24 protein-coding genes are annotated in these 25,448 nt (G+C 41.3%); all 24 read right to left on the bottom strand.

All coding sequences use genetic code 11. From position 1 onward, the window contains the following. Nucleotides 1–5: 5 nt before the first annotated feature. On the bottom strand, nucleotides 6–2,369 hold the full coding sequence (locus tag GTQ48_RS11995; RefSeq protein ID WP_163106905.1) for a glycosyltransferase: 2,364 nt from the start codon (nucleotides 2,367–2,369) through the stop codon (nucleotides 6–8). A gap of 60 nt (nucleotides 2,370–2,429) precedes the next feature. Next, nucleotides 2,430–3,071 carry a glycosyl transferase family 1 gene (locus GTQ48_RS11990; protein WP_239060096.1) on the bottom strand — a complete coding sequence of 214 codons (642 nt, stop codon included), beginning with the start codon at nucleotides 3,069–3,071 and terminating at the stop codon, nucleotides 2,430–2,432. 266 nt (nucleotides 3,072–3,337) lie between these two features. After that, nucleotides 3,338–3,793 (bottom strand): GDP-mannose mannosyl hydrolase, encoded by a 456-nt coding sequence (locus GTQ48_RS11985; protein WP_163106903.1) that lies wholly within the window; start codon nucleotides 3,791–3,793, stop codon nucleotides 3,338–3,340. Nucleotides 3,794–3,865: 72 nt separating this feature from the next. Next, nucleotides 3,866–5,035 carry a DegT/DnrJ/EryC1/StrS family aminotransferase gene (locus GTQ48_RS11980; protein WP_163106902.1) on the bottom strand — a complete coding sequence of 390 codons (1,170 nt, stop codon included), beginning with the start codon at nucleotides 5,033–5,035 and terminating at the stop codon, nucleotides 3,866–3,868. After that, on the bottom strand, nucleotides 5,035–5,952 hold the full coding sequence (locus GTQ48_RS11975) for a GDP-L-fucose synthase family protein (protein ID WP_163106901.1): 918 nt from the start codon (nucleotides 5,950–5,952) through the stop codon (nucleotides 5,035–5,037). Before GTQ48_RS11975 ends, GTQ48_RS11980 begins: the two co-directional genes overlap by 1 nt. After that, nucleotides 5,953–7,068, bottom strand: a complete 1,116-nt coding sequence (gene gmd, locus GTQ48_RS11970) for a GDP-mannose 4,6-dehydratase (protein WP_163106900.1) — start codon at nucleotides 7,066–7,068, stop codon at nucleotides 5,953–5,955. It lies immediately after the preceding gene. After that, nucleotides 7,065–8,114, bottom strand: coding sequence for a glycosyltransferase family 10 domain-containing protein (locus GTQ48_RS11965; protein ID WP_163106899.1), 1,050 nt, complete (start codon nucleotides 8,112–8,114; stop codon nucleotides 7,065–7,067). Before GTQ48_RS11965 ends, gmd begins: the two co-directional genes overlap by 4 nt. Before the next feature lie 4 nt (nucleotides 8,115–8,118). Then, on the bottom strand, nucleotides 8,119–9,186 hold the full coding sequence (locus GTQ48_RS17910; RefSeq protein ID WP_163106898.1) for an O-fucosyltransferase family protein: 1,068 nt from the start codon (nucleotides 9,184–9,186) through the stop codon (nucleotides 8,119–8,121). After that, a complete protein-coding gene (locus GTQ48_RS11955; protein WP_163106897.1) occupies nucleotides 9,179–11,125 on the bottom strand; it encodes a glycosyltransferase family 2 protein in 1,947 nt (648 codons plus the stop codon). Before GTQ48_RS11955 ends, GTQ48_RS17910 begins: the two co-directional genes overlap by 8 nt. A 113-nt stretch (nucleotides 11,126–11,238) precedes the next feature. Continuing rightward, nucleotides 11,239–12,891, bottom strand: a complete 1,653-nt coding sequence (locus GTQ48_RS11950; RefSeq protein WP_163106896.1) for a hypothetical protein — start codon at nucleotides 12,889–12,891, stop codon at nucleotides 11,239–11,241. A gap of 3 nt (nucleotides 12,892–12,894) precedes the next feature. Beyond that, entirely contained in the window at nucleotides 12,895–14,568 is a 1,674-nt protein-coding gene (locus tag GTQ48_RS11945; protein ID WP_163106895.1) for a coiled-coil domain-containing protein, read from the bottom strand. A gap of 253 nt (nucleotides 14,569–14,821) precedes the next feature. Beyond that, nucleotides 14,822–16,225 (bottom strand): mannose-1-phosphate guanylyltransferase/mannose-6-phosphate isomerase, encoded by a 1,404-nt coding sequence (locus GTQ48_RS11940; protein ID WP_163106894.1) that lies wholly within the window; start codon nucleotides 16,223–16,225, stop codon nucleotides 14,822–14,824. Between the two features lie 193 nt (nucleotides 16,226–16,418). Beyond that, nucleotides 16,419–17,879 (bottom strand): phosphohexomutase domain-containing protein, encoded by a 1,461-nt coding sequence (locus tag GTQ48_RS11935; RefSeq protein ID WP_163106893.1) that lies wholly within the window; start codon nucleotides 17,877–17,879, stop codon nucleotides 16,419–16,421. 182 nt (nucleotides 17,880–18,061) lie between these two features. Then, nucleotides 18,062–19,426: a flagellin N-terminal helical domain-containing protein gene (locus GTQ48_RS11930; protein WP_163106892.1), complete on the bottom strand. Its 1,365-nt coding sequence runs from the start codon at nucleotides 19,424–19,426 to the stop codon at nucleotides 18,062–18,064. Between the two features lie 378 nt (nucleotides 19,427–19,804). Then, nucleotides 19,805–20,206 (bottom strand): 50S ribosomal protein L17, encoded by a 402-nt coding sequence (rplQ, locus tag GTQ48_RS11925; RefSeq protein ID WP_032094882.1) that lies wholly within the window; start codon nucleotides 20,204–20,206, stop codon nucleotides 19,805–19,807. A gap of 41 nt (nucleotides 20,207–20,247) precedes the next feature. Then, entirely contained in the window at nucleotides 20,248–21,237 is a 990-nt protein-coding gene (locus GTQ48_RS11920; RefSeq protein WP_032094883.1) for a DNA-directed RNA polymerase subunit alpha, read from the bottom strand. Between the two features lie 19 nt (nucleotides 21,238–21,256). Continuing rightward, nucleotides 21,257–21,877, bottom strand: a complete 621-nt coding sequence (gene rpsD / locus GTQ48_RS11915) for a 30S ribosomal protein S4 (protein ID WP_032094884.1) — start codon at nucleotides 21,875–21,877, stop codon at nucleotides 21,257–21,259. A gap of 24 nt (nucleotides 21,878–21,901) precedes the next feature. Beyond that, entirely contained in the window at nucleotides 21,902–22,294 is a 393-nt protein-coding gene (gene rpsK / locus GTQ48_RS11910) for a 30S ribosomal protein S11 (RefSeq protein ID WP_013786215.1), read from the bottom strand. Between the two features lie 14 nt (nucleotides 22,295–22,308). Beyond that, nucleotides 22,309–22,665 carry a 30S ribosomal protein S13 gene (gene rpsM / locus GTQ48_RS11905; protein ID WP_032094885.1) on the bottom strand — a complete coding sequence of 119 codons (357 nt, stop codon included), beginning with the start codon at nucleotides 22,663–22,665 and terminating at the stop codon, nucleotides 22,309–22,311. 174 nt (nucleotides 22,666–22,839) lie between these two features. Beyond that, nucleotides 22,840–22,953: a 50S ribosomal protein L36 gene (gene rpmJ, locus GTQ48_RS11900; protein WP_013786217.1), complete on the bottom strand. Its 114-nt coding sequence runs from the start codon at nucleotides 22,951–22,953 to the stop codon at nucleotides 22,840–22,842. A 37-nt stretch (nucleotides 22,954–22,990) separates the two neighbouring features. Continuing rightward, the gene (secY, locus tag GTQ48_RS11895; protein ID WP_032094886.1) at nucleotides 22,991–24,310 is read right to left on the bottom strand and encodes a preprotein translocase subunit SecY; all 1,320 of its coding nucleotides are present in this window, start codon (nucleotides 24,308–24,310) and stop codon (nucleotides 22,991–22,993) included. 5 nt (nucleotides 24,311–24,315) lie between these two features. Then, entirely contained in the window at nucleotides 24,316–24,750 is a 435-nt protein-coding gene (gene rplO, locus GTQ48_RS11890; protein WP_032094887.1) for a 50S ribosomal protein L15, read from the bottom strand. A gap of 4 nt (nucleotides 24,751–24,754) precedes the next feature. Then, nucleotides 24,755–24,934 (bottom strand): 50S ribosomal protein L30, encoded by a 180-nt coding sequence (rpmD, locus tag GTQ48_RS11885; protein ID WP_032094888.1) that lies wholly within the window; start codon nucleotides 24,932–24,934, stop codon nucleotides 24,755–24,757. A 6-nt stretch (nucleotides 24,935–24,940) separates the two neighbouring features. Next, nucleotides 24,941–25,441, bottom strand: a complete 501-nt coding sequence (rpsE, locus tag GTQ48_RS11880) for a 30S ribosomal protein S5 (protein ID WP_032094889.1) — start codon at nucleotides 25,439–25,441, stop codon at nucleotides 24,941–24,943. Between the last annotated feature and the right edge of the window lie 7 nt (nucleotides 25,442–25,448).

The raw sequence follows: 25,448 nt of genomic DNA, 5'->3' as shown, positions 1-25,448 counted from the left end.
GACTATTATCTACGAAGAAAACTGATTCTTTTAACCAAGTTTGTCCAATCATAACTGTCTAGCGCTTTATCAAATTGTTGATCCTGAGAAAGGCTCACTCCCCCACTAGCCACCCTTTCCATTTGATCTTGCATATTCTCAAATGAATCAAACAAGAGACCAATTTCAGGAGTGATCACTTCCGGAAGAATACCTATAGACGGAGCGAGAACTGGGCAACGCATTGTTACACTAAGCATCGCAGCTCCAGACGTCAGTACCTGCTCGTACGGTAAAACGCATAAGTCAGCACTAGAAAAGTAATCTATAACTTCGTCATTCTGAACGAAGCCTGGTCTAAACAAAATGTTCGCGTCACTCGTCTGTTCAGTTAATTCTGGCATAAGGTCTTGGTCTAGTACTCGCCCAGCAATTATCAGGTAGACATCATCACGCTTTTCACGAAGACTCTGGAAACGCGACAGAAGATTAAATATTCCTTTGTAACCCTTTATATTTCCAAAAAACAGGAAAACAGTAGACTTAGCTGGAATACCGAACTTCTCTTTTGCTTGGTTTTTATCAAGCTTCTCGCCGTAGAAATCACCATACGTACCATGAGGAACAACTTCAATACTTTCTGCGGCAACATTAAACTCTGAAATTAGCCGCTGTTTTGCCAGTTCGCCGTGTGCTAGAGAGTGGTCAACCAAAGAAAGAATCTGCTCTCGGTAACGTTTCTCGTCTCCCGCGTTCTCTGAGTCGTGCGAGCAAATATTGTGAGCTGTATATATAATCTCAAAGCCGTTTTGCTTAGCGTATTTAAGTGACTCTAGGGTATTATCCAGAACGGAGGAGTCCTCAAAATCAAAGAAATTATGTAACCAGTGAAGGTGAATGTATTTAAATTCACCTTTCTTTTTGTCGATCAGCTCTTTACGAAGCCCTTTTTGATCGTACCCCTCAATAGCTAGGTTAAAGTGCTCATTTATCGCTTTGTAAAGTAGCTTTTGATATGGGTTGTTTGTTAACCAACAAGGAAAGAATAATATACCAGCTCTTTCGCCCTCAAGTTGATAGCGCGGTGTAATTAGTTGCTCTATAGTTTTCGCTTTCGCTGCATGCTCTTTTTCTAACAAGTAAGCTTTCACAACGTCTGAGCTATGATCCCGAACCTTCAAAAACTCTTTAAACAACCACCACTTTTGATTTTGAACACAGTAGTCTTTGAAAGAATTAGGGTCAACGTCTGCAAACAGTGCTTTTACCTTGTCGAATACTCCATCAAAATATTCATCACTCACCATTTTAAGCGTATACATGAGCGAACTAACAAGCTTTATATCTATGGTGGCGAAGTAATAATCGGCAATACCATTGCTATTCGCCCACGCTCTTACATTAGAAAAAGCCTGAAATTCAAATTCACAATTTGAATTCTTACGGTGTGCCACAGTTACTGATGACTCAGACTCGCGCCTGTAGTTGTAGCCAATAAAGTCATCGTTAAAAACAACATTTGAAGCATAATAATAAGCTGCGAATACGAAAGGCACATCGACAGCGGCTTTAGTCTCGCCTAAGCGGATGTTAAACATTTCCAACATTGAACGCTTGAACACTTTATCCCAAATCATGAAGCTGTCATGAGTTTTAAACCTTGAACTATTCGGGTCGTCAAACCCTTCAGCTTTATATATTCGCTTACTTACTCTTCCGCTCGCTTCATGATTATTAAACCCACCAGAAAAAGCGATATCGGCATTACTCTCTAGCGCCATACTCATTAATTCTGAGTAAAAATCTCTATTGATCCAGTCATCGCTGTCTACAAACCCAACATATACGCCTCTTGCTATAGTCAGCGCCTGATTTCTTGGGGTACCGGGGTTTCCTGAAGCCTGAGAGTTAGTTAGCACTTTGATTCGAGAGTCTTGTAAAGCGTGGCGCTCGATTATCTCCGCCGAGGAATCTGTCGACCCATCGTTAATTAAAATTAGCTCAAAATCAGCAAATTCTTGTTCACGTATAGATTGAATACAGAAATCTAGATATTGACCAGAGTTATGAATAGGTACGATTATGCTTAAAAGCGGAGATACCTGACGATTATCAAGCCTTGGTAATTCTTTCGTAGCGGTAACTATTTTATCTTGCGGGTCTGCGGCTTTATATTCATACATTAGCCGTTCAATTTTATCTACACTTTCCTCGCACCCTAACGAATATAGATAATTTCTATAAACATGTTTTAAAATAGGTTTGTCACGCAATATACCTGCGAGCTCTTTCACATTCGATGGAAAGCACTTTTCGTAGAGCGCTAATGCTTTACTAAAGTTCTGTTCCGAAAAAGCTTTATTGGCTGAGAGCAGCACGTCGTTAACCACTAAGTTATCTCCATGGTTTATTGTATGTAGAATGCTTGATGAAAGAGTGTTCTAACTTTACTAGATAAGAACTCGGCCTTCCGCTTTGCCGTGTTTTATGTAGTGAAGAAGAGGGTTGATACCCGATTCTTTTACATCAGGGTTCATAGCTAAGTAGGACGTTGTATCAAATTTTTCAGAGGGCGAAATCTCAAGTTCAGCCCCGAAAGAAACGAAAAAATCTAATGGTTCTTTTACTTTTAGCCCAAGCTTTTGTAACTCACCAACGACATACGCCTCATCAAAATACTCACTTTTGGAAATTAAAGCTTTGTCTCTTCTAGCTCGCTTAGACAGCGAAAATGACAAGGCAGATTTTCCACGTGCATTCGAATCCATTTTGTTAATCACTTGCGCTAGCACGGAATGCGTATCCCCAGCGCCGCTCAGAAGGCTAGCGCCGCCCTTCACTTTTACAGCTACAAAATCGCCTTCACCTGATTTACCTCTAAGCCAATTTATTTTTTCTTCTAAATAGCAATTTCGCTCTTTAGAGGAATTCAATTGCTCTTCAAGCACTAGCGCATCACTTTGAAGCTCAGCTAAATTATCGAGTAACAACTCTCTAGTCAAAGAACATGCTGGCCCGGGGTTATCGAATGACTCTTGGGGCTGATCATCAATTCCAAACTCCACATCCCCTAAGCCTTGACTTTGTATCAACGCTAAGACTTCCTCGCGCAGCCTCTTTGAAAATGAAGCACTTTCTTTTGAATTTAAAATTATTTTAATCATTTCTACTAATTTTCGTGGCTAGTGCATGGAAAATAAACCATTTCGAAGCTCGCTTGTTATCAACAATATTATAACAAACAATGCATTATGAATGAGAAATTTACAAGATGGCTGTGGCCAACTCTCTTCAATTTGGAACTTACGAGCTTTTCGAGCAATTTAAAATGGATACCTATTAGTAACGCCAAACCCCATCAAGCTTGTAAATACCATTTACTATGCTGATGTACTTTATCGTTTACCAACATGCTAGGCTTATCGAACCACTTATATTGATTATGCTGCACCATGGGTAATCTCGAAATATCAATGTCACACAATAATTTATAACCTAATACCACGTAATGAGTAGTCACTCCTTCACCAAAAACATAGTCGTTATAAAAGTGCTCATAAGGGCCTAAAAACTCAGCCTGTTGACGTTCAAGTACTACCCCAAGTTCGGCTAACGTTAGGCGCTTAAATGCGCTATCCATAGACTCATCTTTTAAAATACGCCCACCTGGCACAAACCAGTAGCCTTTTGCAGGCCGGTTGTTTCTATAGCCCAACAATATCTGTCCTTCTGTGTTTTCAACTAGTAAGTCGATAGACACCAAAGGGGTTGCGGCTATGATGTTTGTGAATGTTTTTTGACTCAAAAAGCTCATAAATTTATTTGGGAATTACAATATGAAAAAGCAGCGCGAAAGCGCTGCTTTTTGTTGGCTAGTTCATAATAATTATGACTTTAACGTTTGCTCAATAATTTTTGCCACTGATGTTAGTTTATCTTTCACATCATAATGGTGATTTCCTATAAAAAAGCCTGAATTATCTATTACAGATGCATTTTTCATTTCACCATGCAGCTCGTAGTCAAAGTAACTCATAACCTCGTTCTTTGTAAAATCTCCAGCTACGATTGGCCTACAAACAATATCTTCAGCGGTAAGAGCTGCAACCACTTTGTCCCTCATTTCACTACCTGCATCGCAGATAATAGCGAATCCAAACCAACTGCTATTACCGGTTTCTTTCTGAATACTAATTCCATCAATTTTAGAAAAAATATCAACAAAAGATTTAGCGTTTTCACGACGCCCGTTTATGATTCCCGGTAGCTTTTTGAGTTGCTCTTTACCTAATGCCCCAGACATATCCAAGGGCCGAACATTGTAGCCTGGCAAAACAAATCTAAATGATTCATGAAATGGATCATCGCTTTTTTCTACAACTTTGTTGTCTTTAGGTAAATGACGAGTCCACCCATGCGAACGGATAGAAAGTAAGATATGATAAATTTCTTCGTCATCTGTGGCAATTAAGCCGCCTTCCATCGTTGAAATATGGTGACTAAAGAAAGAGCTGAAAGTACCCATTACTCCGAAGGTGCCCGCATGCTTGCTTTCCAAGGTAGCGCCTAGAGATTCACAGTTATCTTCTAAAAGATAGATATCTTTACCTTCAATCATCGGCTCTACTTTTTTATAATCAATTGGGTTACCCAACAGATTAACAGCAAATATTGCCTTCGTTTTTTCTGTAATTGCACTTTCAAGTTGCGTTAGGTCTAAGTTAAGCGTGTCTTTATCAATGTCAACAAACTTTAATTTCAAACCGTATTGCTGAAGAGGGTAATAGGTTGTAGACCAGCTAACTGCTGGTACGATAACCTCGTCGCCCGCTTTTAGCTTTCCTTCTTTTTTGAAAAACAACGCAGCAACAGCGAGTAAGTTTGCGGAAGAGCCAGAGTTCACCATTACGCTATACTTAGAACCAACAAACTCTGCAAACTCAGCCTCAAACTCTGCGACGTGTTTACCCATGCTAAACATGCCACTTTCAATTACAGAATTTAGTGCAGCAATCTCTTTATCATCCCATGTGGATGTTGCTAGAGGCAGTGACATTAACAATGCTCCTTCAAATAAAATTGATATGTTTTCTCTAAGCCTTGCGTTAACGAATGCTTCGCACTCCAGCCTAGTTGTTTTAACCTTTCAACCGATACAAGCTTTTGCTTCATCCCTGCAGGTTTCGACAGGTCGTATGTAAACTCCCCTTCAAAACCAACCAGTTCAGCAATAGCCGAGTAGTAGTCTGAAATAGAATAATCGAAGCCTAGACCAACATTCGTTAGTTGCTCTAATGCATCAAATTTGCTCAATGCGAATAGGCAAAAGTCAGCCAAATCTTCTGCGAACATGAATTCTCTTCGCGTTTTTCCATCACCCCAAATCTCAACTGAATCAGCACCGGCAACTTTTGCTTCATGTATTTTGCGTATAACCGCAGGGATCATATGTGAATGGTTGGGATCGAATTTATCCCAATACCCATAAAGATTACACGGTATTACTGTTTTGTAATTCGTGCCATATTGTAGATTAGCGTAGTCACACAAACGAGCAGTAAGCACTTTTGCAATTGCGTAGCCTTCGTTAGTAGGTTCTAGCTCACCTTTAAGAATATCGGTTTCATTCAACGGGTTTACAGCATCGCGGGGGTACATACACGAACTACCGAGGTTCAAAACCTTCTCAACATTATTGTCCAACGCAGCTTTTATTACATTAAGCCCAAGAAGTGAATTAATATGTGCAAAATCAAAAGGGCTTTTAATGTTTGCCTGAATACCGCCAACAAGCCCAGCACAATGAATGATTGCATCTGGGCGTTCACTTTTAATAAATGACGATAGCGAATCGAAATTCATTAAGTTTACTTCTTTGCTAGATGGGGCAATTATTTCATGTTCTTGGCTTGATGAAAGCGCAATAATATTGCGCCCTACCATGCCTGAACCGCCTGTTACAAAAATTTTCATTTATTCAACCGAGAAAGAAACGTTATAACCAGAGCTTTTAAGTAGTGCGTGCTGCTTGGCTTTGTCTAAATCCGCTTGTACCATTTCTGAACACATTTCTTCTACTGAAATCTCGGGTACCCAGCCAAGTTTTTCTTTTGCCTTGGTAGGATCGCCAAGTAGCGTTTCTACTTCGGCAGGACGGAAGTAACGAGGGTCTACTTTGACAATTACATCACCCTCTTTTACGCCTGATGCATTATCACCAGACACGCCCATAACTGTTGCAATTTCATCAACACCTTCACCACTAAATTCAAGCGTTATGCCCGCTTCTTTAGCCGACATTGTAACAAATTCACGCACTGAAATTTGTTTACCTGTAGCAATAACAAAATCTTCTGGGTTGTCCTGCTGTAACATCATCCATTGCATACGAACGTAGTCCTTCGCATGACCCCAGTCACGAAGCGCATCCATATTACCTAAATACAAGCACGACTCTAGCCCTTGCGCTATATTAGCAATGCCGCGCGTAATTTTACGAGTTACAAACGTTTCACCTCTTCGCGGAGATTCATGATTGAATAAAATTCCATTACATGCATAAATGCCATAAGACTCGCGATAATTCACCGCTATCCAATACGCATACATCTTTGCTACAGCATAAGGCGAGCGGGGGTGAAATGGCGTAGTTTCCTTTTGAGGAATTTCTTGTACTTCACCGTAAAGCTCTGAGGTAGACGCTTGGTAGAACTTAGTTTTCTTCTCAAACCCTAAAAAGCGAATAGCTTCTAACAAACGCAATGTGCCCATGGCGTCTACATCAGCAGTGTATTCCGGTGCTTCAAACGACACCGCAACGTGTGATTGCGCACCAAGGTTATACACTTCATCGGGCTCCACTTCTTTCATGATGCGGATAAGATTTGAAGAGTCTGTTAAATCGCCATAATGCAATTTAAACCGTGCATTTTGAACGTGTGGATCTTGAAAAATATGGTCGACACGTTCAGTGTTAAAAGAAGAAGCACGACGCTTTATTCCGTGTACCTCATATCCTTTCTCTAATAAAAACTCGGCTAAATATGAGCCATCCTGGCCGGTTACACCGGTAATAAGTGCTTTTTTCATAGTGTGATTCTCGAAATTAAGTATCCAATTTTTTGTTCAATTCTTATTATGGGCTGCAAGCGATGCTCTTTAAGCTTATCTCTAGATACAAGATGAGCATTATAATTTTCAATAAGGGTACTTAGTCTATCGAAATATTCTTCAAAGCCCATATTAACGACCGTGTCATAAACTGCTTCTAAATCCGCATTGCTCATATCCTTACTAATATTAATAGCTGCCGATGTATCAAATCCTTTTAAGTCGTTATCAAAGCAGTAAATTGGTATCAACCAAGCTTCCAACGAGTGAGATATTTTCTCTGTTACGTAATGCTTGATAACTGAATTTTCCAAACAAACTGAAAAAGAGAAAGAAGCGCTTGATTCTTCTAGCTTTACAGCTCCCCAACTACGATTTTCTACACCTGACCTAGTGCTATTTATAGGTACGCCAAGTTTGCTTTCCCAACCGTTACCAAAGACAGAACAACACCCCTTACTATGAAGATATTCAATCAGCTTATTTCGCGTTTGGGTAAGTGAATGCGGTTGGTTATTAAAATACACATCATCAAACCTCGTAGCATAAGCACAAACTTTTTTTCTCTTTTCGCTGTTAAAGCGATTGAATAAAAAGTCTTTAGATGGACGCTCAACCTTGCATTTAGATGAATCTGCCCAGAACTTACCATATTCTCCAAAATAAAAAGACTTTTCAGATGTAAAAACATCTCCTGTATAACAGTTCATATGGTGGAAAAATCGTCCAAATTGAAAATAGCCAGAATTTGATTGATGATCCCAGAAAGACTCATGCGTCCAAAATAAAATGTGGCAACCGACAGAGGTGGCGTGTAACAGCTTTGAAAAGATATTTTCCGTCACTGATAAGTGAAGTCTAAACCCAAAACAAATCACCACGTCACAATCAATGAGCTTATCTAAGTCATCTTCACAAATTTGGACCTCAAGAAATCTAAATACCTCTCTCTCTAAGAGCTCTTTGACGATATTGTCTACGATAGAACCACAATTTGAGCTTTTTACTATACCTATCAGGCTCATTATCCTACAGCTTCATCATCGGAGGTTTATGCATAGTAGGCTCGGCAACATTTGAAGCAAAATCAGAGAAGCTTGACCCCGGTGTAATTATCAGTTGATTAGCTTGCGACAGTATAATGAGGTCGATCAAAGCATGCTTCATTGATGTCTGCCTGAAAGCATCTTCATTAAACGTCCCTTCATAATTGACCAGTCGAATACCAAATTTGGTATAAAGCGTAGAAACCGTCGACTGGTCATCACAACATACGAAAAAGCTTTCATCGCTCACCAATCTAGTAATCATATCGCTGTAATCTTCTATACTAGGATATTTGTAACCTGGAAAAGTTTTGTTCCAATGTTCCAGCATATCAGTGCGCCTAATGTGCGCTGCTAGATACTGCTTAGGTAAACGCTTAAGAAGTGGGCCAACAAATTCATCGAGCGATAAGGCATTACTTATTTGTTTTAGTAATAAGGTTTGCTCTTCTCTGTACATATTATTGAATTGAGTAAAAGAAATGTCCGCACATAGGTTTATATTTTGTTTATTGAAAAGAACTGAAGCGGGATCAGGATCTGTCATAAGCAGGCTATATCGACCTTGTTTAATATCTGATATGTAACTCTCGAATACCGTCGAGATCTTCTGATAAGAATTATCCTGCTCTAAAGTGATGTGTTCTTCACAATCCTTATTAGCTGCCCATGCCCAATAAATCGGTGCCCCTGTTATTTTAGCCAAAGCCTTAAGAGAACATATCATCCTCAATCGATTGCACAAACCGCCTCTGAAAACAAGTGCATGAATGCTGCTCACATCACTTAGATTTTTATTTGTTTTTTTCGATAGAAAACGCTCATTCGATTGCTTAATACGCCAACAAATAGCCCCTAACATCGAACTCGCCGAATTGACGAAACCAATAGATTCCTTGGAACTTTTTTTACTATGCTCAGAAATAACTGTCTCATATTGAACAATCAATTCCAAAATTTTCGAAGTGGACCTCTCACAAGTAAGCTCTTCAAACTCTAAGTCGCTTAACTCAGCAAATAGCCTTGTGAGTTTCGTTTTCGTATCAATCACTTTTTACCTCATTGAATATTAATGCTGAGCCATCGTGTTTCTCTAATGAACACTTAACATCTAACCCCATTCTCGTTAAGCTATCGTTTACGACAATTGCCGTATTCTTCATTTGCTCACTGAAGTTTCTAATTGAAGTGTTGTTACCGTGAAGTCTTCTTCGATAGCCTACAATATTAAGATGCTTTGCATTGCAGACTTCTGATAGCTTTAGATACATGTCATAGTCGACTGCATTTTTGATGCGCTCGTTGAAACCTTCAGTACGGCACCAATACAGTTTTCTGAACATCCGAAAGTGATGCGCGATCATCGCGGTAACCAGTTTCTCCCTTAAATAGACAGGGTAATTATAACCTTGCTCAATTCTACCGTCGTCATACTCATTCTCGTATGTAGTGTAAACCAACCCGACCCCAAGGTCTTTATCCATCTCAGCTACGCACTTTTCTACTACATCTTCAGCTAGGTAATCATCACTATCTAGTTGACCAATGTAAATACCTCTACATAAGTTTACCGCTGTATTTGATGCTGCCCCTATCCCACCATTCTTTTGACTAACCCATCTAACTCTGGAGTTATTTTTGTAGTATTTTTCCAACAACGCTATGGTACCGTCGGTTGAACCATCATCACAAATACATGCTTCAACATCTTTGAATGTTTGATTCAAAACACTTTCCACTGCGTCTAATATGGTATTTTCAGCATTATATGCGGGAATATAGATGGAGACCTTTGGCACCTCCCAATTGTCTTTCTTATCAACCAAATGCCTATAGTATGGGCAAACTTCGGCGAAATGAGTCTTACTTTTCTGCTTACCTAGCTCTCTGTCTGTTTCGTTTTCGCCACCAAGAGGCTCTTGATGAAGCGCAAGCGCAGGCAGCACAGGTACCATATAGAGCCCAGCGTTGAAAAACCTAAATGCAAGCTCAGTATCTTCAAAGCCCCAAGAATTAAAACGCTCATCGAATTTACCAACTTTCAAAAATTGTGTTCGCGAAAATGCAACGTTACCAGAGGCGAAAACTCTAAAGGGGACTTTCTCATTACGAAGCATATCGGTTTTTTCAAAAATCTCTAGTCTCCAGTCAACCGATTTAGTTCCAGAAATTTTACCCGCTACTTTATTATTGGTGACGACATCATCACATTCTTCAGCATATGAACTATTTTCAATCAGAAACTGCGAATTGACGTCATTTAAGTCAATATATCTTCTGGGACCAATAAGAACTGTCTTGTCAATTACGGGGGAATATTTGACATATTCATTCACTAACTCTCTCGATGGATACATATCAACATCAAGCAAAATTATAAAGTTGTTTCTAGCTACATTCACACCATTATTTCTAGCAGCAGCGGGAGTAAAGCCAATATCTCTATGCCATACGTATTTTACATCAAGCTTATTTGAAAATTCTCTTACGACATCTATTGCGTTATCTTTTCCGCCATCATCTACAACAATAACTTCAATGTTTTCTTTTGGATAATTTTGATTCAATATACCAGCGAGTGTCCTTTTAAGAGGCTCGGTTCGATTATAAGTTAAAACTACAATCGACACTGCTACATCATTACTGGCCTGCAAATGTTCTTCTAAATGAGAATAATCATTTTTTAAGCCCTTAATTTCTGGAAGTGCAAGGCCCTTAGGAAAAGATTTGGGCGGATTGTAATAATTTTTTAGTTCTTTGGGTATTTCAACGCTCTTAGACTTAAACGCTCGGTATCTAGTAGGTACGCCACCATTGCCAATGTTTGTCTTACCTTCGCTAATCTCTTTTAACTTTTTATCGCATAGATATAAGTTGTATTTAACGGTATCTTCACCGAACACTTTACCTGCAGCTTCATAAAGCTCGCGTGCTTTATAAAAATCTCCACTAGAAAACGCTTCATGAGCATCGCGAAACAACAGCGTCATTCTTACCACCTTTTTTGTGTGAACAGTATTTCTTGGTTGAACTGTTTAATTAAAAGAAAACTGAAAAATAATTAACAACCTCGCCGTTAACTTACAACTCAACGAGAATTGATTTAAAGATTCGATGAGACCCTGAATATACAAAACCCTTTTTCACTTGCTATTATTTCATTTGTAAATTCGAACCCCGCTTGCTCAACGTCTTTCTTCCACTTTTCCACAACTTCTTTTTCTTCTCGTCTTCCATAGTCATCCACCAAAAAGTCCACACTAAAATTGTCAAAACCAATTTCTTCCATAATTACTGGCAGCGCTGGATATCTAGCATGTAAGTTTGTTGCCCCTGGCGGGCCATCAACTAAAACAAGCAACCTATGCCCACTTCCTTTAAATTTTTCTGCGAACTTATGCAAATGATCCCTGCAGGCATAATACTGAAACACACCCTCACTATGCTCTTCTTTAATTAACTCACAACAATTTAAATCAACATAATCTGATACTTCATGAAGAGTTAGCAGCTCTTTTGTCTTTTCGAAATAATGGGCATTATGATCAAAGGAGTAAAATGGAATAGGCACTGAATCTGAAGCAATCCGTTTTAGTACTCTTCCAATCAGGGCTGTTGAAGTGCCGCTACCGAACTCTAAGACTCCGGAATAACTCCCAGAAGACAAAAGCGAAACAATACTTAAAGAAACATCTGGGCTGATAGGCCAACCATGGAACGATAGAGGTTTGTTCCCATTATCAATGTAATCTCTCACCGAGAAAAAATCTTCTATTTGCTTACAAGTGTTTGTGTGAGACTTCGTTATAATAGTTTGAAGAGAGCCTACTTTTGTTTGAATTTCACTGCTAACGTGATTTTTGATAGCATTTTCGTTGGCCGCAACGCCTTCAACTATAGACTCTAATGTCTTTGTAAGATTATCCGATGAACCGCTAATATCATTAATTTTTTGAGTTATAGGTAGCAACTCACTCAGGCTCGCCATTAACGGAGCTGTTTTTTCATTTAACGCCAGAAACTTTTTATTTATTATTTCTTCAAGCTCTTTAACTGTTCCGAACAATAACTGCTGTTCGTTTCTATTTTTTTCCAGCAGTTCACTTAACTTTTGATTGGACTCACGAAGTCTTCGAATTTCCTCGTTCTTATTGAATAAATTAAATTCATATTTTGAAAAATGATACTTAGTTACACAATAATCACCGTCTCTCGAAGTTGCTCCTCTTATAAAGTGATGAGCTCGTAGCAGAGAGTCATTTTCACTTGCCAGAGAAACTATGCTCGTTTCACTCCACTCAGAAAGATAAAATGATTCAACAAGATCGGTGTCACAACTGTCTAGCATAAACTGACAAAAGCGATTGCTTAAGCTTGGTATTTCGCAAATAACTGATACATATGAAGTTGTCAATTCAATAAGGTTAAGAATTTCAGTAAACCCAATGGATTTAACTTTGTGCGTATTTACCGTCTCGACATGCGGAAACTTTTTGCTTTCTTGTCCTGCGAAATAAGAGTATTTCCCATCTAATGTTTCATAAAATGTACCGTCCACAGGAAATTCGGCCACAACATTATTAAGAATAGTTGTTGAACATTCGAGCCCTTGCGCAAAGCATTCTACTTCCCAACAGACATGCTTTAAACCGTCAACAAATATAACCTCGTCAAATTCGTTAAACTTGATATTTAGAAAATTCGAGGCAACGTTACCACAACCTAACCACACTAAAACCTTTTTATTTTCGTACATCGCTTACTCTTTGGATTTTATTAGAAGATTGTGGGATGTCTTACGGCCTTCGGCACGCCCATATTTAAGGTAATGAATTAATGGGTTAAAACCTGAATCCTTAACGTCTTCATAATAATTGAAATACCAATCACCATCAAACCGAATACTAGGCCTCCTCCCCTCTTTGAAGCCATATAACAAGTAGTGTTTCGCTGGATCTATTTTTTGTGACTCCACATCTGGATAGGTGCTCAGATACCATTCAGCATCGAATAAATCACTCGTATACAAAAGCCCAACGTTTGCAATAATTTCTTCTTGATGTAACCGGCTTAAATTACCCAATACTTTGTCTTTAACTTTTATTACAGGAGAAATAGTTTTCCACGCTGTTGAACTTTTGATCGAGTCTAACTCACTTTTGAGTTGATAATACAAAGATTGATAAGATTTCAGTTCTTTTTCGAGCTTTTTACGTTCAGCACTGAGTTTTTCGATTTGTCTATCAGACTTTACCTTTAAGGTTACAAAATCCTTGTTTCTCTTCGACTTTTCAGCATCAGATTTATCTTTACTTTGAGTCAGTGAAGCTAATCCCTCCTCGTATTTCTTTACGAGCGAAGCTGTTTTCAACTCACTATCCTCGACTACTTGGTTTTTACTTAGCAACTCTTTCTCTAATGCCCTTTGAGTTGCTGTAAGCGCGGTGACCAGCTCCTCTTTTTCCCCCCCAACGACTTCTAATTTATTATTCAACTCTGCAATAAGAGCGTCACTAGCGTTTAGCTTTTTCGAGATTTTTTGCTTTTCTTGGAATAGGGAGTCAATTTCGTTTTTATGACTCTGAAGCTTATTTTTAAGATTTTGTTCATAAGCCAGCTTGAGCTTACTTTCCTCGTCTGCTTTTTCGCGGACGGTTGCTTCTAGTTGTTCTTGAAGAAAATGAACGGTCGTTTCTAACTTCCCTCTTTCGTATTCTGCTTCTTTCGAGAGGTTAACGGATTCGTTTTCTTTTTTGTTAAGCAAGTTATTGGCTGCCTCAAGTGCATTGTTTTTTTCTACCAACATCTCTTTTAAATCCAAAAGCTCACACTCATTTTCATCTTTTTTTAACTTAAGCTCTTCAATTTTTTGTTCCAAATCACACCGAGCTAAATTAACCATCAGCTCAACAGAAGGCGTCCCCCCAACACTTGCAGAATTTAGTAGGTACTCAACTCTGCTGGCTTTATCATTAGTTGATTTAATAGCTAAATACCCGACCACATCCTCAAAACTCAATCTAAAATCAACAGCGCCCGAGTTCGCCAGTAACGGCGAAACTATATTTTTTATTTTTGTGGTATCAAAGAAGTCAAGCAGACTAACTAGGGAAACTTGGGCTTTGTATTTGTAAAAAAAGTCTAGAAGCTCAGTAGCAATTCCGATTGAATCTAGAACGCTCGAGTTCAAGTCATTTTTGTTTTTCTCAACATTATTAAACACTAACGATGGTGGACAATAGAACACAACTAATTGCTGGGATGGGTTGTCAATGCAAAATTTTTGCAGGTCTTTAGTATTAACTTCTTTTTTTACAACGCTATAAACTTTGCTACTATCTAGGTCATTAATGCTTTCGACCACATCGTCGACAAAAGAAAAAATAAAGTCGTCCCAGAGGCTGGTGGCTCTCGTAACACAATATACTGCCATTTTGAAAGAGTGTCCTTGATGTAATTCTACTTTGCTACAAGCAACTTGCTAGTAATAAAGAAAATAAAATAACAGGTCTTTGATTATATTTATATACGATATAATTTTGTACCCTTTAAGAGCTTAATTTGAAAGGTGCTCTCTGATTGATTCGGAATAATTCTGAAAACTTTTGTCGCCATTGGAATTAAACCTCATATTTAGAATTATGCTAAAAACTAAAAATCTGAGAGCACGATTTGACATATCAGTTTTAGTTAACACGCCCATATCTATCAGAAAATCGAACAATATCGTCTTCGCCAAGATAAGCCCCAGATTGAACTTCAATTAGCTCTAGCGGTATTTTACCCGGGTTTTCTAATGCATGAATTGCACCGATTGGAATGTAAACCGATTCATTTTCAGTTACTAGCTGTGTTTCTTCATCAATAGTTACATTGGCGCTACCAGATACTACAATCCAGTGCTCTGCGCGGTGGTGGTGCATTTGAACTGATAGCTTTTCACCCGGCTTAACTGTAATGCGTTTTACCTGGAAGCGTGCGCCACTATCGATAGAGTCGTAGCTTCCCCAAGGGCGAAATACCTCACGGTGGAACTCAAACTCTGGGCGGTGTTCTGCTTTAAGCTTATTCACTACGGTTTTAATGCTTTGCGCATCGTCTTTATGGGCCACCATTACGGCGTCTTTCGTTTCTACAACTATTACGTCTTCTAGCCCGATTACAGAAACCAAACGCTGTTCGGCATTTACATAACTATTTTTGGTGTTTTCTAAAATTGTATCACCTACGGTAGCGTTGCCGTTTTCATCTTTTTCAGCGGTTTCCCATAGCGACGACCAGCTGCCTACATCGCTCCAACCTGCATCTAATGGCACCATAGCGGCGCTGTCGGTTTTTTCCATTACGGTGTAGTCGATAGAGTCGTCTGGGCAAGTTGCAAATATATCGTGATCTACGCGAATAAAGTCTAAATCAGGCGTTTCTGTATCAATTGCACGCTTACATACATCCAGCATTTCAGGGTTGTATTTGGCTAACTCTTCTAAGTAACGGCTGGCCTTGAACATAAACATGCCGCTATTCCAAAAATAACTTCCGGAATCTACATATTCTTTGGCTGTCTCAAGCGCTGGCTTTTCAACAAACTCGGCTACTTCAAACCCATCACCTAATTCGCTGCCTGCTTTAATATAGCCATAACCGGTGTGTGGTTGATCGGGCACTATACCGAAAGTCACTAGCTTACCTTCTTCGGCTAACTTTTCCGCTTTTTCGATAGCGTTATGAAAGGCTTGGTTATTTTGAATAAGGTGGTCTGCTGCTAGTACGAGTAATACAGGGTCTTCGCCATTAATAGTGGCGTGCAAAGCTGCTAATGCGATAGCAGGTGCTGTATTTCGGCCTACGGGCTCTAGCAGTATGCCGCCATGATGGATATCTTTTTGACGCAGTTGTTCTGCAACTAAAAAGCGATGTGCATCATTACATATGAAAATAGGGCTTTGTGCTTTAGTACCCTTTAAGCGAGTAATAGTGTCTTGCAACATGGTGCTGTCTGAGGTGAGCGACAAAAACTGCTTGGGAAGTGCGGCACGAGATTTTGGCCATAAACGGCTACCTGAGCCGCCAGCTAATACTACTGGTTTCATTGTAATATCCTTGATGAGTGGGGTCGGTGCCCACGTCCTGAGATTGAATTATTTTAGATAGTATACAAAGGAATGAATATTGATTAAATGCCAAATGTGGAAATGACTCGGTAAGAGTAACTATCTTTTAAAAATGGGGCATGAGTTTTCACTCACGCCCCTTTTTAGTTAAGCACTGCATGGCCGAAAAGACTTACTCAGCACGAATAAGCGCAAGTACTTCTTTGGTTTTTTCTTCCATTAGCGGAATATCGCCTTTACTTTCCACGTTTAAACGAATTACCGGTTCGGTGTTCGATTTACGTAGGTTAAAGCGCCATGTGCCGAACTCTAGCCCCAAACCATCGGTGGTATCAACAACGCTTGCTAACGGTTGATACTTACCGGTTACACGCTCTAGTGCGGCATCAGCATCGTTAAGCTTGCTGTTAATTTCACCTGATGACGGAAACGCTTTTATACGCTCTTTTACCATGCTGGCAAGTGTTTGTTTTTTCACACACACAAGCTCCGCTATGAGTAACCAGGGAATCATGCCTGAATCGCAATAGGCGAAATCTCGGAAGTAATGGTGAGCACTCATTTCACCTCCGTATACCGCGTCTTCTTTGCGCATGCGCTCTTTAATAAAGGCATGGCCAGTTTTAGACTTTATCGGCGTACCGCCAGCGTTAGCCACAATAGCTTCTGTGTTCCAGTAAACGCGCGGATCGTAAATGATTTTGCTGTCGGTGTTCTTTTCAATAAACGCTTCGGCAAGTAGCCCTACTATGTAATAGCCTTCTATAAACTCACCGTCAGCATCGAATAAAAAGCAGCGGTCGAAGTCGCCATCCCAAGCAATACCAAAATCAGCACCTGACGCTTTTACTGCATCGGCCGTGTCAGCGCGATTCTCTGGTAACAGTGGGTTAGGTATACCGTTAGGAAACGTGCCATCTGCATTATGATGCACTTTAATGAATTCGATAGGTACGTTGTTAGCAAGCATGGCCTTTTCAATCGCATCTAAAGCCGGACCTGCAGAGCCATTACCTGCATTAACTACCACTTTAAGCGAAGTGAAGTTATCTAAGTTTACGTAAGAAAGCATGTGTTCTACGTAGTCGCTCATACAAGAGCTTTCTTCATATTGACCGGTGCTTGATAGTAAGTCTTTGTGAATGTGCGCATTGCCATTGAAGAACGCGTTAGCATCTACGGTTTCATTGTTGAAGTAATGCGCCAATCTGCCGTTTACAAATTTATCGCTTAATGCTTCTGCACGTTCTTTAATCGCATTAAGGCCGGTATCGCCACTAATAGGAATAGAGCCTGCTTTTACAAGCTTCATGCCGTTATAGTTGATGGGGTTATGACTAGCTGTTACTTCTATACCGCCATCTACGCCTAAATGCTTGGTAGCAAAATAAATTTCTTCGGTACCTGCCATACCAATATCGGTAACCTTTGCGCCAGCATCGATAAGCCCTGCACTTAATGCTAACTTCAGCGGTGTAGACGTTAAGCGTACATCGCTGCCCACTACTACGGTTTTAGCATCGAGTTCTTCCGCAAATGCATAGCCAATGCGGTAAGCCACTTCTTCGGTTAATTGAGAATTTAGTTCGCCGCGAATATCGTACGCTTTAAAACAGGTAATTGGGTTGGCCATTGCTGGGTCTCTATTCCTTTATCGGGTGGGAGAAAATTTTTCCACGAATACTAATGGTTGAGGCGTATATTAAATCACTTAGAGAATGATATTACTATGCGAATTATGTTCTCAAATTTAAGTTTGCTAACGAACAACTAACTCAGTGATCAGTGAAACAAAAAATGTGGTTCTGACCCCATTTATGCTGTTTGTTCTGCAATACCGTTTAGTAAACCTAAAACTTGATTTTCGCTCGACTGAGCCTGAGCCCGTACGCTAATACTCGCTTGTTCTACAATTTGACTTTGTGTGAGTGAAGCTGTCTCTGCTGCGAAATCAGTATCGGTAATTCGTGAGCGCGCTGCGCTGATATTCTCATTAGCAATGGCGTTTACGTTTAAGGCTGATGTCATTTGATTGAGTTTCGCGCCGTAAAAAGCGCGGCTCTCGCTCACTGTGTTTAGTGCTGCATCAATTTGACTAAGAGCAGCTTCAGCGTTTTGTTCGCTGTTGATAGAAGTGCCCTCTAAACTTAAGTCTTCCAGCGTGGCTGGTGTTTTTGTAACTTCTATGTATTCGGTGCCCTTACCTAGCTTATTAGTGGCAGTGATATCCGCTGGCCCCAAACTGAAAGCCCGTTCATCCTCACCGCCTAGTGAATCCCATGTGGCGGTAACATTAAATACTCCGCTCCCGATAACTGAAATGATCAGCGGTTGTGAGTTGCTTGAAATAGTTAAAAATTCGTTCAAGTTTGACGGGGTTGCGCCGTTTTGATCGCCGCTGAATGAAATAACGTTTCCATCTATTGTATCGCTACCGCTAGTAATAAGTTCGCTATCATCGTAACTCGCGTCGGCATTGTATCCGTTAGATGTAAGAAAGAAGCGAGATTCTAAATCTGCCACATTGGCAATATTGTTAGAACCAGCACTCCACGTTGCATTCGTAATAGGCGTACCTGCAAGGTGTTTGCCGCTGGTTGTGAATACTTGTATATCGTCATTAGCGCCATTGTCGTTTATGTTCACCTGAACATTACTCGAGCCAGCTGGTATGTACGCTATGGATTGCAGGCCGCTAGGGAGAGACTGCGTTACACCCTGAGCGAATCTGTCGCCTAGTGAAGGCACATTGTCACTTAACAAATTGGCATCACCTACCAAGGGAAGCCGGTTGAATACTTCGGTGCCGTAGGCTATGGCATTAAGTTCTAATTTCAGCGCTTGAAACTCTTTATCAAGGGCCGCTCTGTCGTTTTTACTGTTTATGCCGTTTTGAGATTGGATAGATAGTTGCCGCATACGCTGCAAAATAGCGGCAGACTCCTGCAGTCCGCCTTCTGCCACTTGGGCATAGCTTATACCGTCATTCAGGTTTCGATTTAGTTGCGTATAGGCGTTTCGCTCGGATGAAAGCCGATTAGAAATTTGAAGACCTGCACTATCATCGGCGGCGCTGTTAATACGAAGGCCAGAACTTAGGCGCTCTAACGATGTGGCAACCGCGTTGCCTCTAAAGGTTGATAGTCCTAAAGATTGATACTTTCCCGAAACCGATAGCATAGCTTCATCCTTGAATTTGTACGCCGCTCAAAAATGCGATGAAATGTAATGGCATTTTCTGCTTATTTTATTCACTAATGTAGAGAGATGAGCAAGTACTCTGCCAATACTGTTAGAAGGCGCTTAAGAAGGTGAGTCGAGGGAGTTTTAGTGACGCATAGAACCTGAACGAGACACGTTTATTTAGTTCTAATTTCGTGTGCTTAAAGCCTTTTAGACCTAATGCGTAAACTTGGTTCTGACCCTATTTTATTTTTGGATAAACGATAACGCGGTGCAAGGAAGCCAATATTGTTATCGGACCTGACCCAATTTATTTTTGGTAAAAAAAAGGGGTCAGAACTTTCGTTCTGACCCCTTTTTCTTTTCGAGTATTACTTACTCTTCAGTTGCTTCTACTACTTCTTCTTCAGCTTCAACAACTGGACGGTCAACTAGCTCAACATATGCCATTGGGGCATTGTCGCCAGCACGGAAACCACATTTTAAAATGCGAGTGTAACCGCCTGGGCGTGCTTCGTAACGAGGACCAAGCTCGTTAAACAGTTTACCTACGACCTCTTTATCACCTGTACGGGCAAAAGCTAGACGGCGATTTGCAACGCTGTCTTCTTTAGCCATAGTGATTAGTGGCTCGATTACGCGACGTAATTCTTTCGCTTTTGGTAACGTAGTTTTGATCACTTCGTGCTTGACCAAAGAACCGGCCATGTTTTTGAACATAGCTTGACGATGGCTGCTGTTGCGATTCAACTGACGACCACTCTTACGATGGCGCATAGTTTTATCCTTCTCTACAAATCAGTTTGATAAAAACCTGATTAATCTTTTTCAGCGATGCTCTCTGGCGGCCAGTTTTCTAGGCGCATGCCTAGAGACAAACCACGAGATGCTAGAACATCTTTGATTTCAGTTAGCGATTTCTTACCAAGGTTAGGCGTTTTAAGTAGCTCAACCTCAGTGCGCTGTACCAGGTCACCAATGTACTGGATAGCTTCTGCTTTTAAGCAGTTAGCAGAACGTACTGTTAACTCTAGGTCATCAACTGGGCGAAGTAGAATCGGATCGAATTCCGGCTTCTCTTCTTTCGCTTCCGGCTCAGATACATCACGTAAGTCTACGAATGCATCAAGCTGTTCAGCAAGAATGGTAGCAGAACGGCGGATCGCTTCTTCAGGATCTAAAGTGCCGTTAGTTTCCATGTCGATGATTAGTTTGTCTAAGTCTGTGCGTTGTTCAACACGGGCAGACTCAACAGTGTACGCAATACGCTCTACTGGGCTGTATGAAGCATCAACTAACAAACGACCAATTGGACGATCATCTTCTTCAGAGGAGCGACGGGTAGAAGCTGGTACATAACCGCGACCCATTTCTACTTTAACGCGCATGCTGATTTCAGCTTCGCCTGTTAAAGTACAAATTAAGTGATCAGGGTTAACAATTTCTACGTCGCCATCATGCTGAATATCACCAGCAACAACAGGGCCAGCGCCAGATTTCACTAGAGTTAGGGTTGCCTCAGTTTTACCTTCAAGGCGAACCGCTAAACCTTTAAGATTTAGCAAGATTTCGATAACGTCTTCTTGTACACCTTCTTTGGTGCTGTACTCGTGAAGAACGCCATCAATTTCTACCTCGGTAACTGCACATCCTGGCATAGATGACAGTAATATACGACGTAGGGCGTTACCTAGAGTATGGCCAAAGCCGCGCTCTAGTGGTTCCAAAGTTACTTTGGCACGAGTAGGAGAAACGTTTTCGATCTCTACTAATCTCGGTTTTAGGAATTCAGTCACAGAACCCACAATGCTTCCTCTTTAGTTGGCTTTACTTAGAGTAAAGTTCGACGATCAACTGTTCGTTAATTTCAGCAGACAAATCAGTTCTTTCTGGAACGCGCTTGAAAGTGCCTTCCATTTTAGTGCTGTCTACTTCAATCCAGGTTGGCTTCTCACGTTGGTCAGCCAGTTCTAAAGCAGCAACGATACGCGCTTGCTTTTTCGCTTTCTCACGAACAGAAACCACGTCTTCGGCAGAAACGTTAAACGATGGAATGTTCACAACTTGACCATTTACCATGATCGCCTTGTGGCTTACTAGCTGACGTGCTTCAGCACGTGTACTAGCAAATCCCATACGATAAACCACGTTGTCTAGACGCTGCTCTAAAAGCTGTAGCAAGTTTTCACCTGTGTTGCCTTTTAGACGCGCAGCTTCTTTATAGTAGTTGCGGAATTGCTTTTCCAGTACGCCGAACATACGACGAACTTTTTGTTTCTCACGCAGCTGAACACCGTAGTCAGACAAACGGCCACGACGGGCACCATGCTGACCAGGCGCTGTATCGATCTTACATTTAGAATCGATTGCGCGAACGCCGCTTTTAAGGAACAAGTCAGTTCCTTCGCGACGGCTAAGTTTGAGTTTTGGACCCAAATATCTTGCCATGATCTTTCTCCAACTGTCCGTCGATTAAACGCGACGTTTTTTCGGTGGACGACAACCGTTGTGAGGAATAGGTGTCACATCGGTAATATTTGTGATCTTATAACCAGTAGCGTTAAGAGCACGGATCGCAGACTCACGGCCTGGACCTGGACCTTTTACGAACACTTCTAGGTTCTTAAGACCGTATTCTTGTGCAGCTACACCTGCACGCTCAGCAGCTACCTGCGCAGCAAATGGGGTAGATTTACGTGAACCACGGAAACCTGAACCACCAGATGTCGCCCATGCTAGTGCATTGCCTTGACGGTCTGTAATAGTCACAATTGTGTTGTTGAAAGACGCATGGATATGAGCCATACCGTCTGCAACCTGACGTTTAGCGCGCTTACGCGTACTACGAGCTGGTGCTTTTGCCATAACTTACTCCCCGCTTACTTCTTAATTGGCTTACGAGGACCTTTACGGGTACGCGCATTAGTTTTAGTGCGCTGACCACGTAGAGGCAAGCTACGACGGTGGCGTATACCACGGAAGCAACCCAGGTCCATCAAACGTTTGATGCTCATAGAGACTTCACGACGTAAATCACCTTCAACAGTAAATTTCGCCACTTCGTCACGAAGCTTATCGATAGTCGCTTCGTCTAGCTCTTTGATTTTTGTATCTTCTGCAACACCAGCACCTGCACAAATGCTTTTCGCACGTGTGAGGCCTACACCATAAATCGCTTGGATAGCGACTACAGCATGCTTGTGCTCAGGAATGTTAATGCCAGCGATACGGGCCATTAACAGCACTCCTCTTGTTTATTTGTCGACGACCTAAAAAGCCCGATAGGATACTCATCCGTCGACCAAATTGCAAATAAAGGTTCAAAACACCTATAAACAAAACTAGCAGAACCCGATAAGTATGCTTCGGATTCTGCTTAGTAGCTTTGCAAGTATTCTGTACCGCTTAGATTAACCTTGCCTTTGCTTATGCTTTGGCTCTGTACAAATTACACGCACAACGCCGTTGCGCTTGATAACTTTACAGTTACGGCAAATCTTTTTAACTGATGCACGAACTTTCATTACATCACTCCCCTATCTTTAATATTAAGGGGCTAACTTAACGGCCGTAGCCTTTAAGATTAGCTTTCTTCAGAACAGACTCATATTGACTACTCATCAAATGCGTCTGCACCTGTGCCATAAAGTCCATGATAACCACTACTATGATTAGAAGCGACGTACCACCGAAGTAGAACGGAACATTCCAGGCAATTAGCATGAATTCAGGCACCAAACAAATAAAGGTTATGTATAGTGCGCCAGCCAGTGTGAGGCGAGTCATTACCTTATCAATATAACGCGATGTTTGTTCACCCGGGCGGATGCCAGGGATAAACGCACCAGACTTCTTCAAATTATCTGCTGTATCACGCGGGTTGAAGACCAACGCCGTGTAGAAGAAGCAGAAAAAGATAATAGCTGCTGCATATAACATTACGTACAGCGGTTGACCTGGAGATAGCATTAACGCTACGTCCTGCAACCATGCTGTTGATTCATTCTGACCGAACCATCCTGCGATAGTTCCTGGGAACAGAATAATGCTGGAAGCAAAGATTGGTGGAATTACACCAGCAATGTTGACCTTCAGCGGTAAATGCGTGCTCTGCGCTGCAAAAACCTGACGGCCTTGCTGACGTTTCGCGTAGTTTACCACAATTCTGCGTTGTCCGCGCTCAACAAATACCACAAGGTATGTAAGCGCAATAACAATCACAGCAATCAACAGGAGGAACAACAAGTTAATGTCGCCCTGCCTTGCTTGCTCTGCCGTTTGACCGATTGCTGTAGGTAAACCTGCAACAATACCAGCAAAAATCAAGATAGAAATACCGTTGCCGATACCTCGTTCAGTAATTTGCTCACCCAACCACATAAGGAACATAGTCCCTGTGACCAAGCTCACTACCGCTGTAAAGTAGAATCCGAAGCCAGGGTTCAATACCAATCCATTAATTAGGTTTGGCAGGCCAGTCGATATTCCTATCGACTGGAAAATCGCAAGTACAAGCGTTAAATAACGTGTGTACTGACTGATTTTACGACGGCCTGCTTCGCCTTCTTTTTTAAGCTCTACCATCGGTGGGTGAACCACCGAGAGCAACTGCATAATAATGGATGCAGTAATGTATGGCATAATGCCCAAAGCCAGAACGGATGCACGCTCAAGCGCACCACCAGAGAACATGTTAAACATTTCTACAATGGTGCCTTTCTGTTGCTCGAACAAGTCAGCAAGTACAGCTGGATCGATGCCCGGAATAGGAACATAAGAACCCAATCTGAAAACAACAATCGCACCAAGTACGAACAACAATCTTGCTTTAAGCTCACTCAAGCCGCTTTTAGCGCCTGAATCCAATCCTGGTTTAGCCATCTAGCTTATTCCTCTACTTTACCGCCAGCAGCTTCAATCGCTTCTTTAGCGCCTTTAGTAACCTTTAAACCGCTTACTGTAACAGCACGTGATAACTCACCGCTCTTAACTACTTTTACAAACAACATTTCTTTCTTAACAAGACCTGCTGCTTTCAAAGTTTCAAGAGAAACTGTATCACCGTCTACTTTTGCGATTTCTGCAAGTGTTACTTGATCAGTAACAAAGCTCTTGCGTGAAGTGAAACCGAATTTCGGAAGACGACGCTGTAAAGGCATCTGACCACCTTCGAATCCTGGCTTAACGCGGCCACCTGAACGGCTTTTTTGACCTTTGTGGCCTACGCCACTCGTTTTACCAAGACCTGAGCCGATGCCTCGACCAGTACGCTTACCAGATTTATGAGCCCCTGGTGCAGGAGCAATAGTATTTAAACGCATGTTCTTACTCCTCCACTATCTCGACCATGTAATGAACACGGTGGACCATGCCACGTACGGCTGGGGTATCTTCCAGTTCACGAACATGGTTGATCTTACGAAGACCTAAGCCTTTAAGCGTAGCTTTGTGCTTAGGCAGTCTGCCGATAGCACTTTTAGTTTGCTTTACTTTAATCGTTGCCATGTCTGATTACCCCAAAATTTCATCTACAGACAATCCACGTTTCGCAGCAACTTTCGCTGGAGAATTCATCTCTGTCAGCGCGTTGATTGTTGCACGAACAACGTTGATTGGGTTTGTAGAGCCGTAACATTTTGAAAGTACGTTTTGTACGCCAGCTACTTCAAGTACTGCACGCATTGCACCGCCGGCGATGATACCGGTACCTTCTGATGCAGGCTGCATGTAAACTTTAGAGCCAGAGTGACGACCTTTAATCGGGTGCTGTAACGTATTGCCATTTAGGTCAACGTCAACCATGTTGCGACGTGCCTTTTCCATAGCTTTCTGGATTGCAGCAGGAACTTCACGTGCCTTACCATAACCGAAACCTACGCGACCGTTACCGTCACCCACTACTGTCAATGCAGTGAAACTAAAGATACGACCACCTTTAACCACTTTAGATACGCGGTTAACGGCAATCAATTTCTCTAACAGTTCACCGTTCTGAACGTCTTGTTTAGCCATTATAAAC

Source organism: Alteromonas genovensis (assembly GCF_010500895.1).
GTDB classification, from domain to species: domain Bacteria; phylum Pseudomonadota; class Gammaproteobacteria; order Enterobacterales; family Alteromonadaceae; genus Alteromonas; species Alteromonas genovensis.
This window is presented reverse-complemented; position numbering and strand designations above follow the sequence as displayed.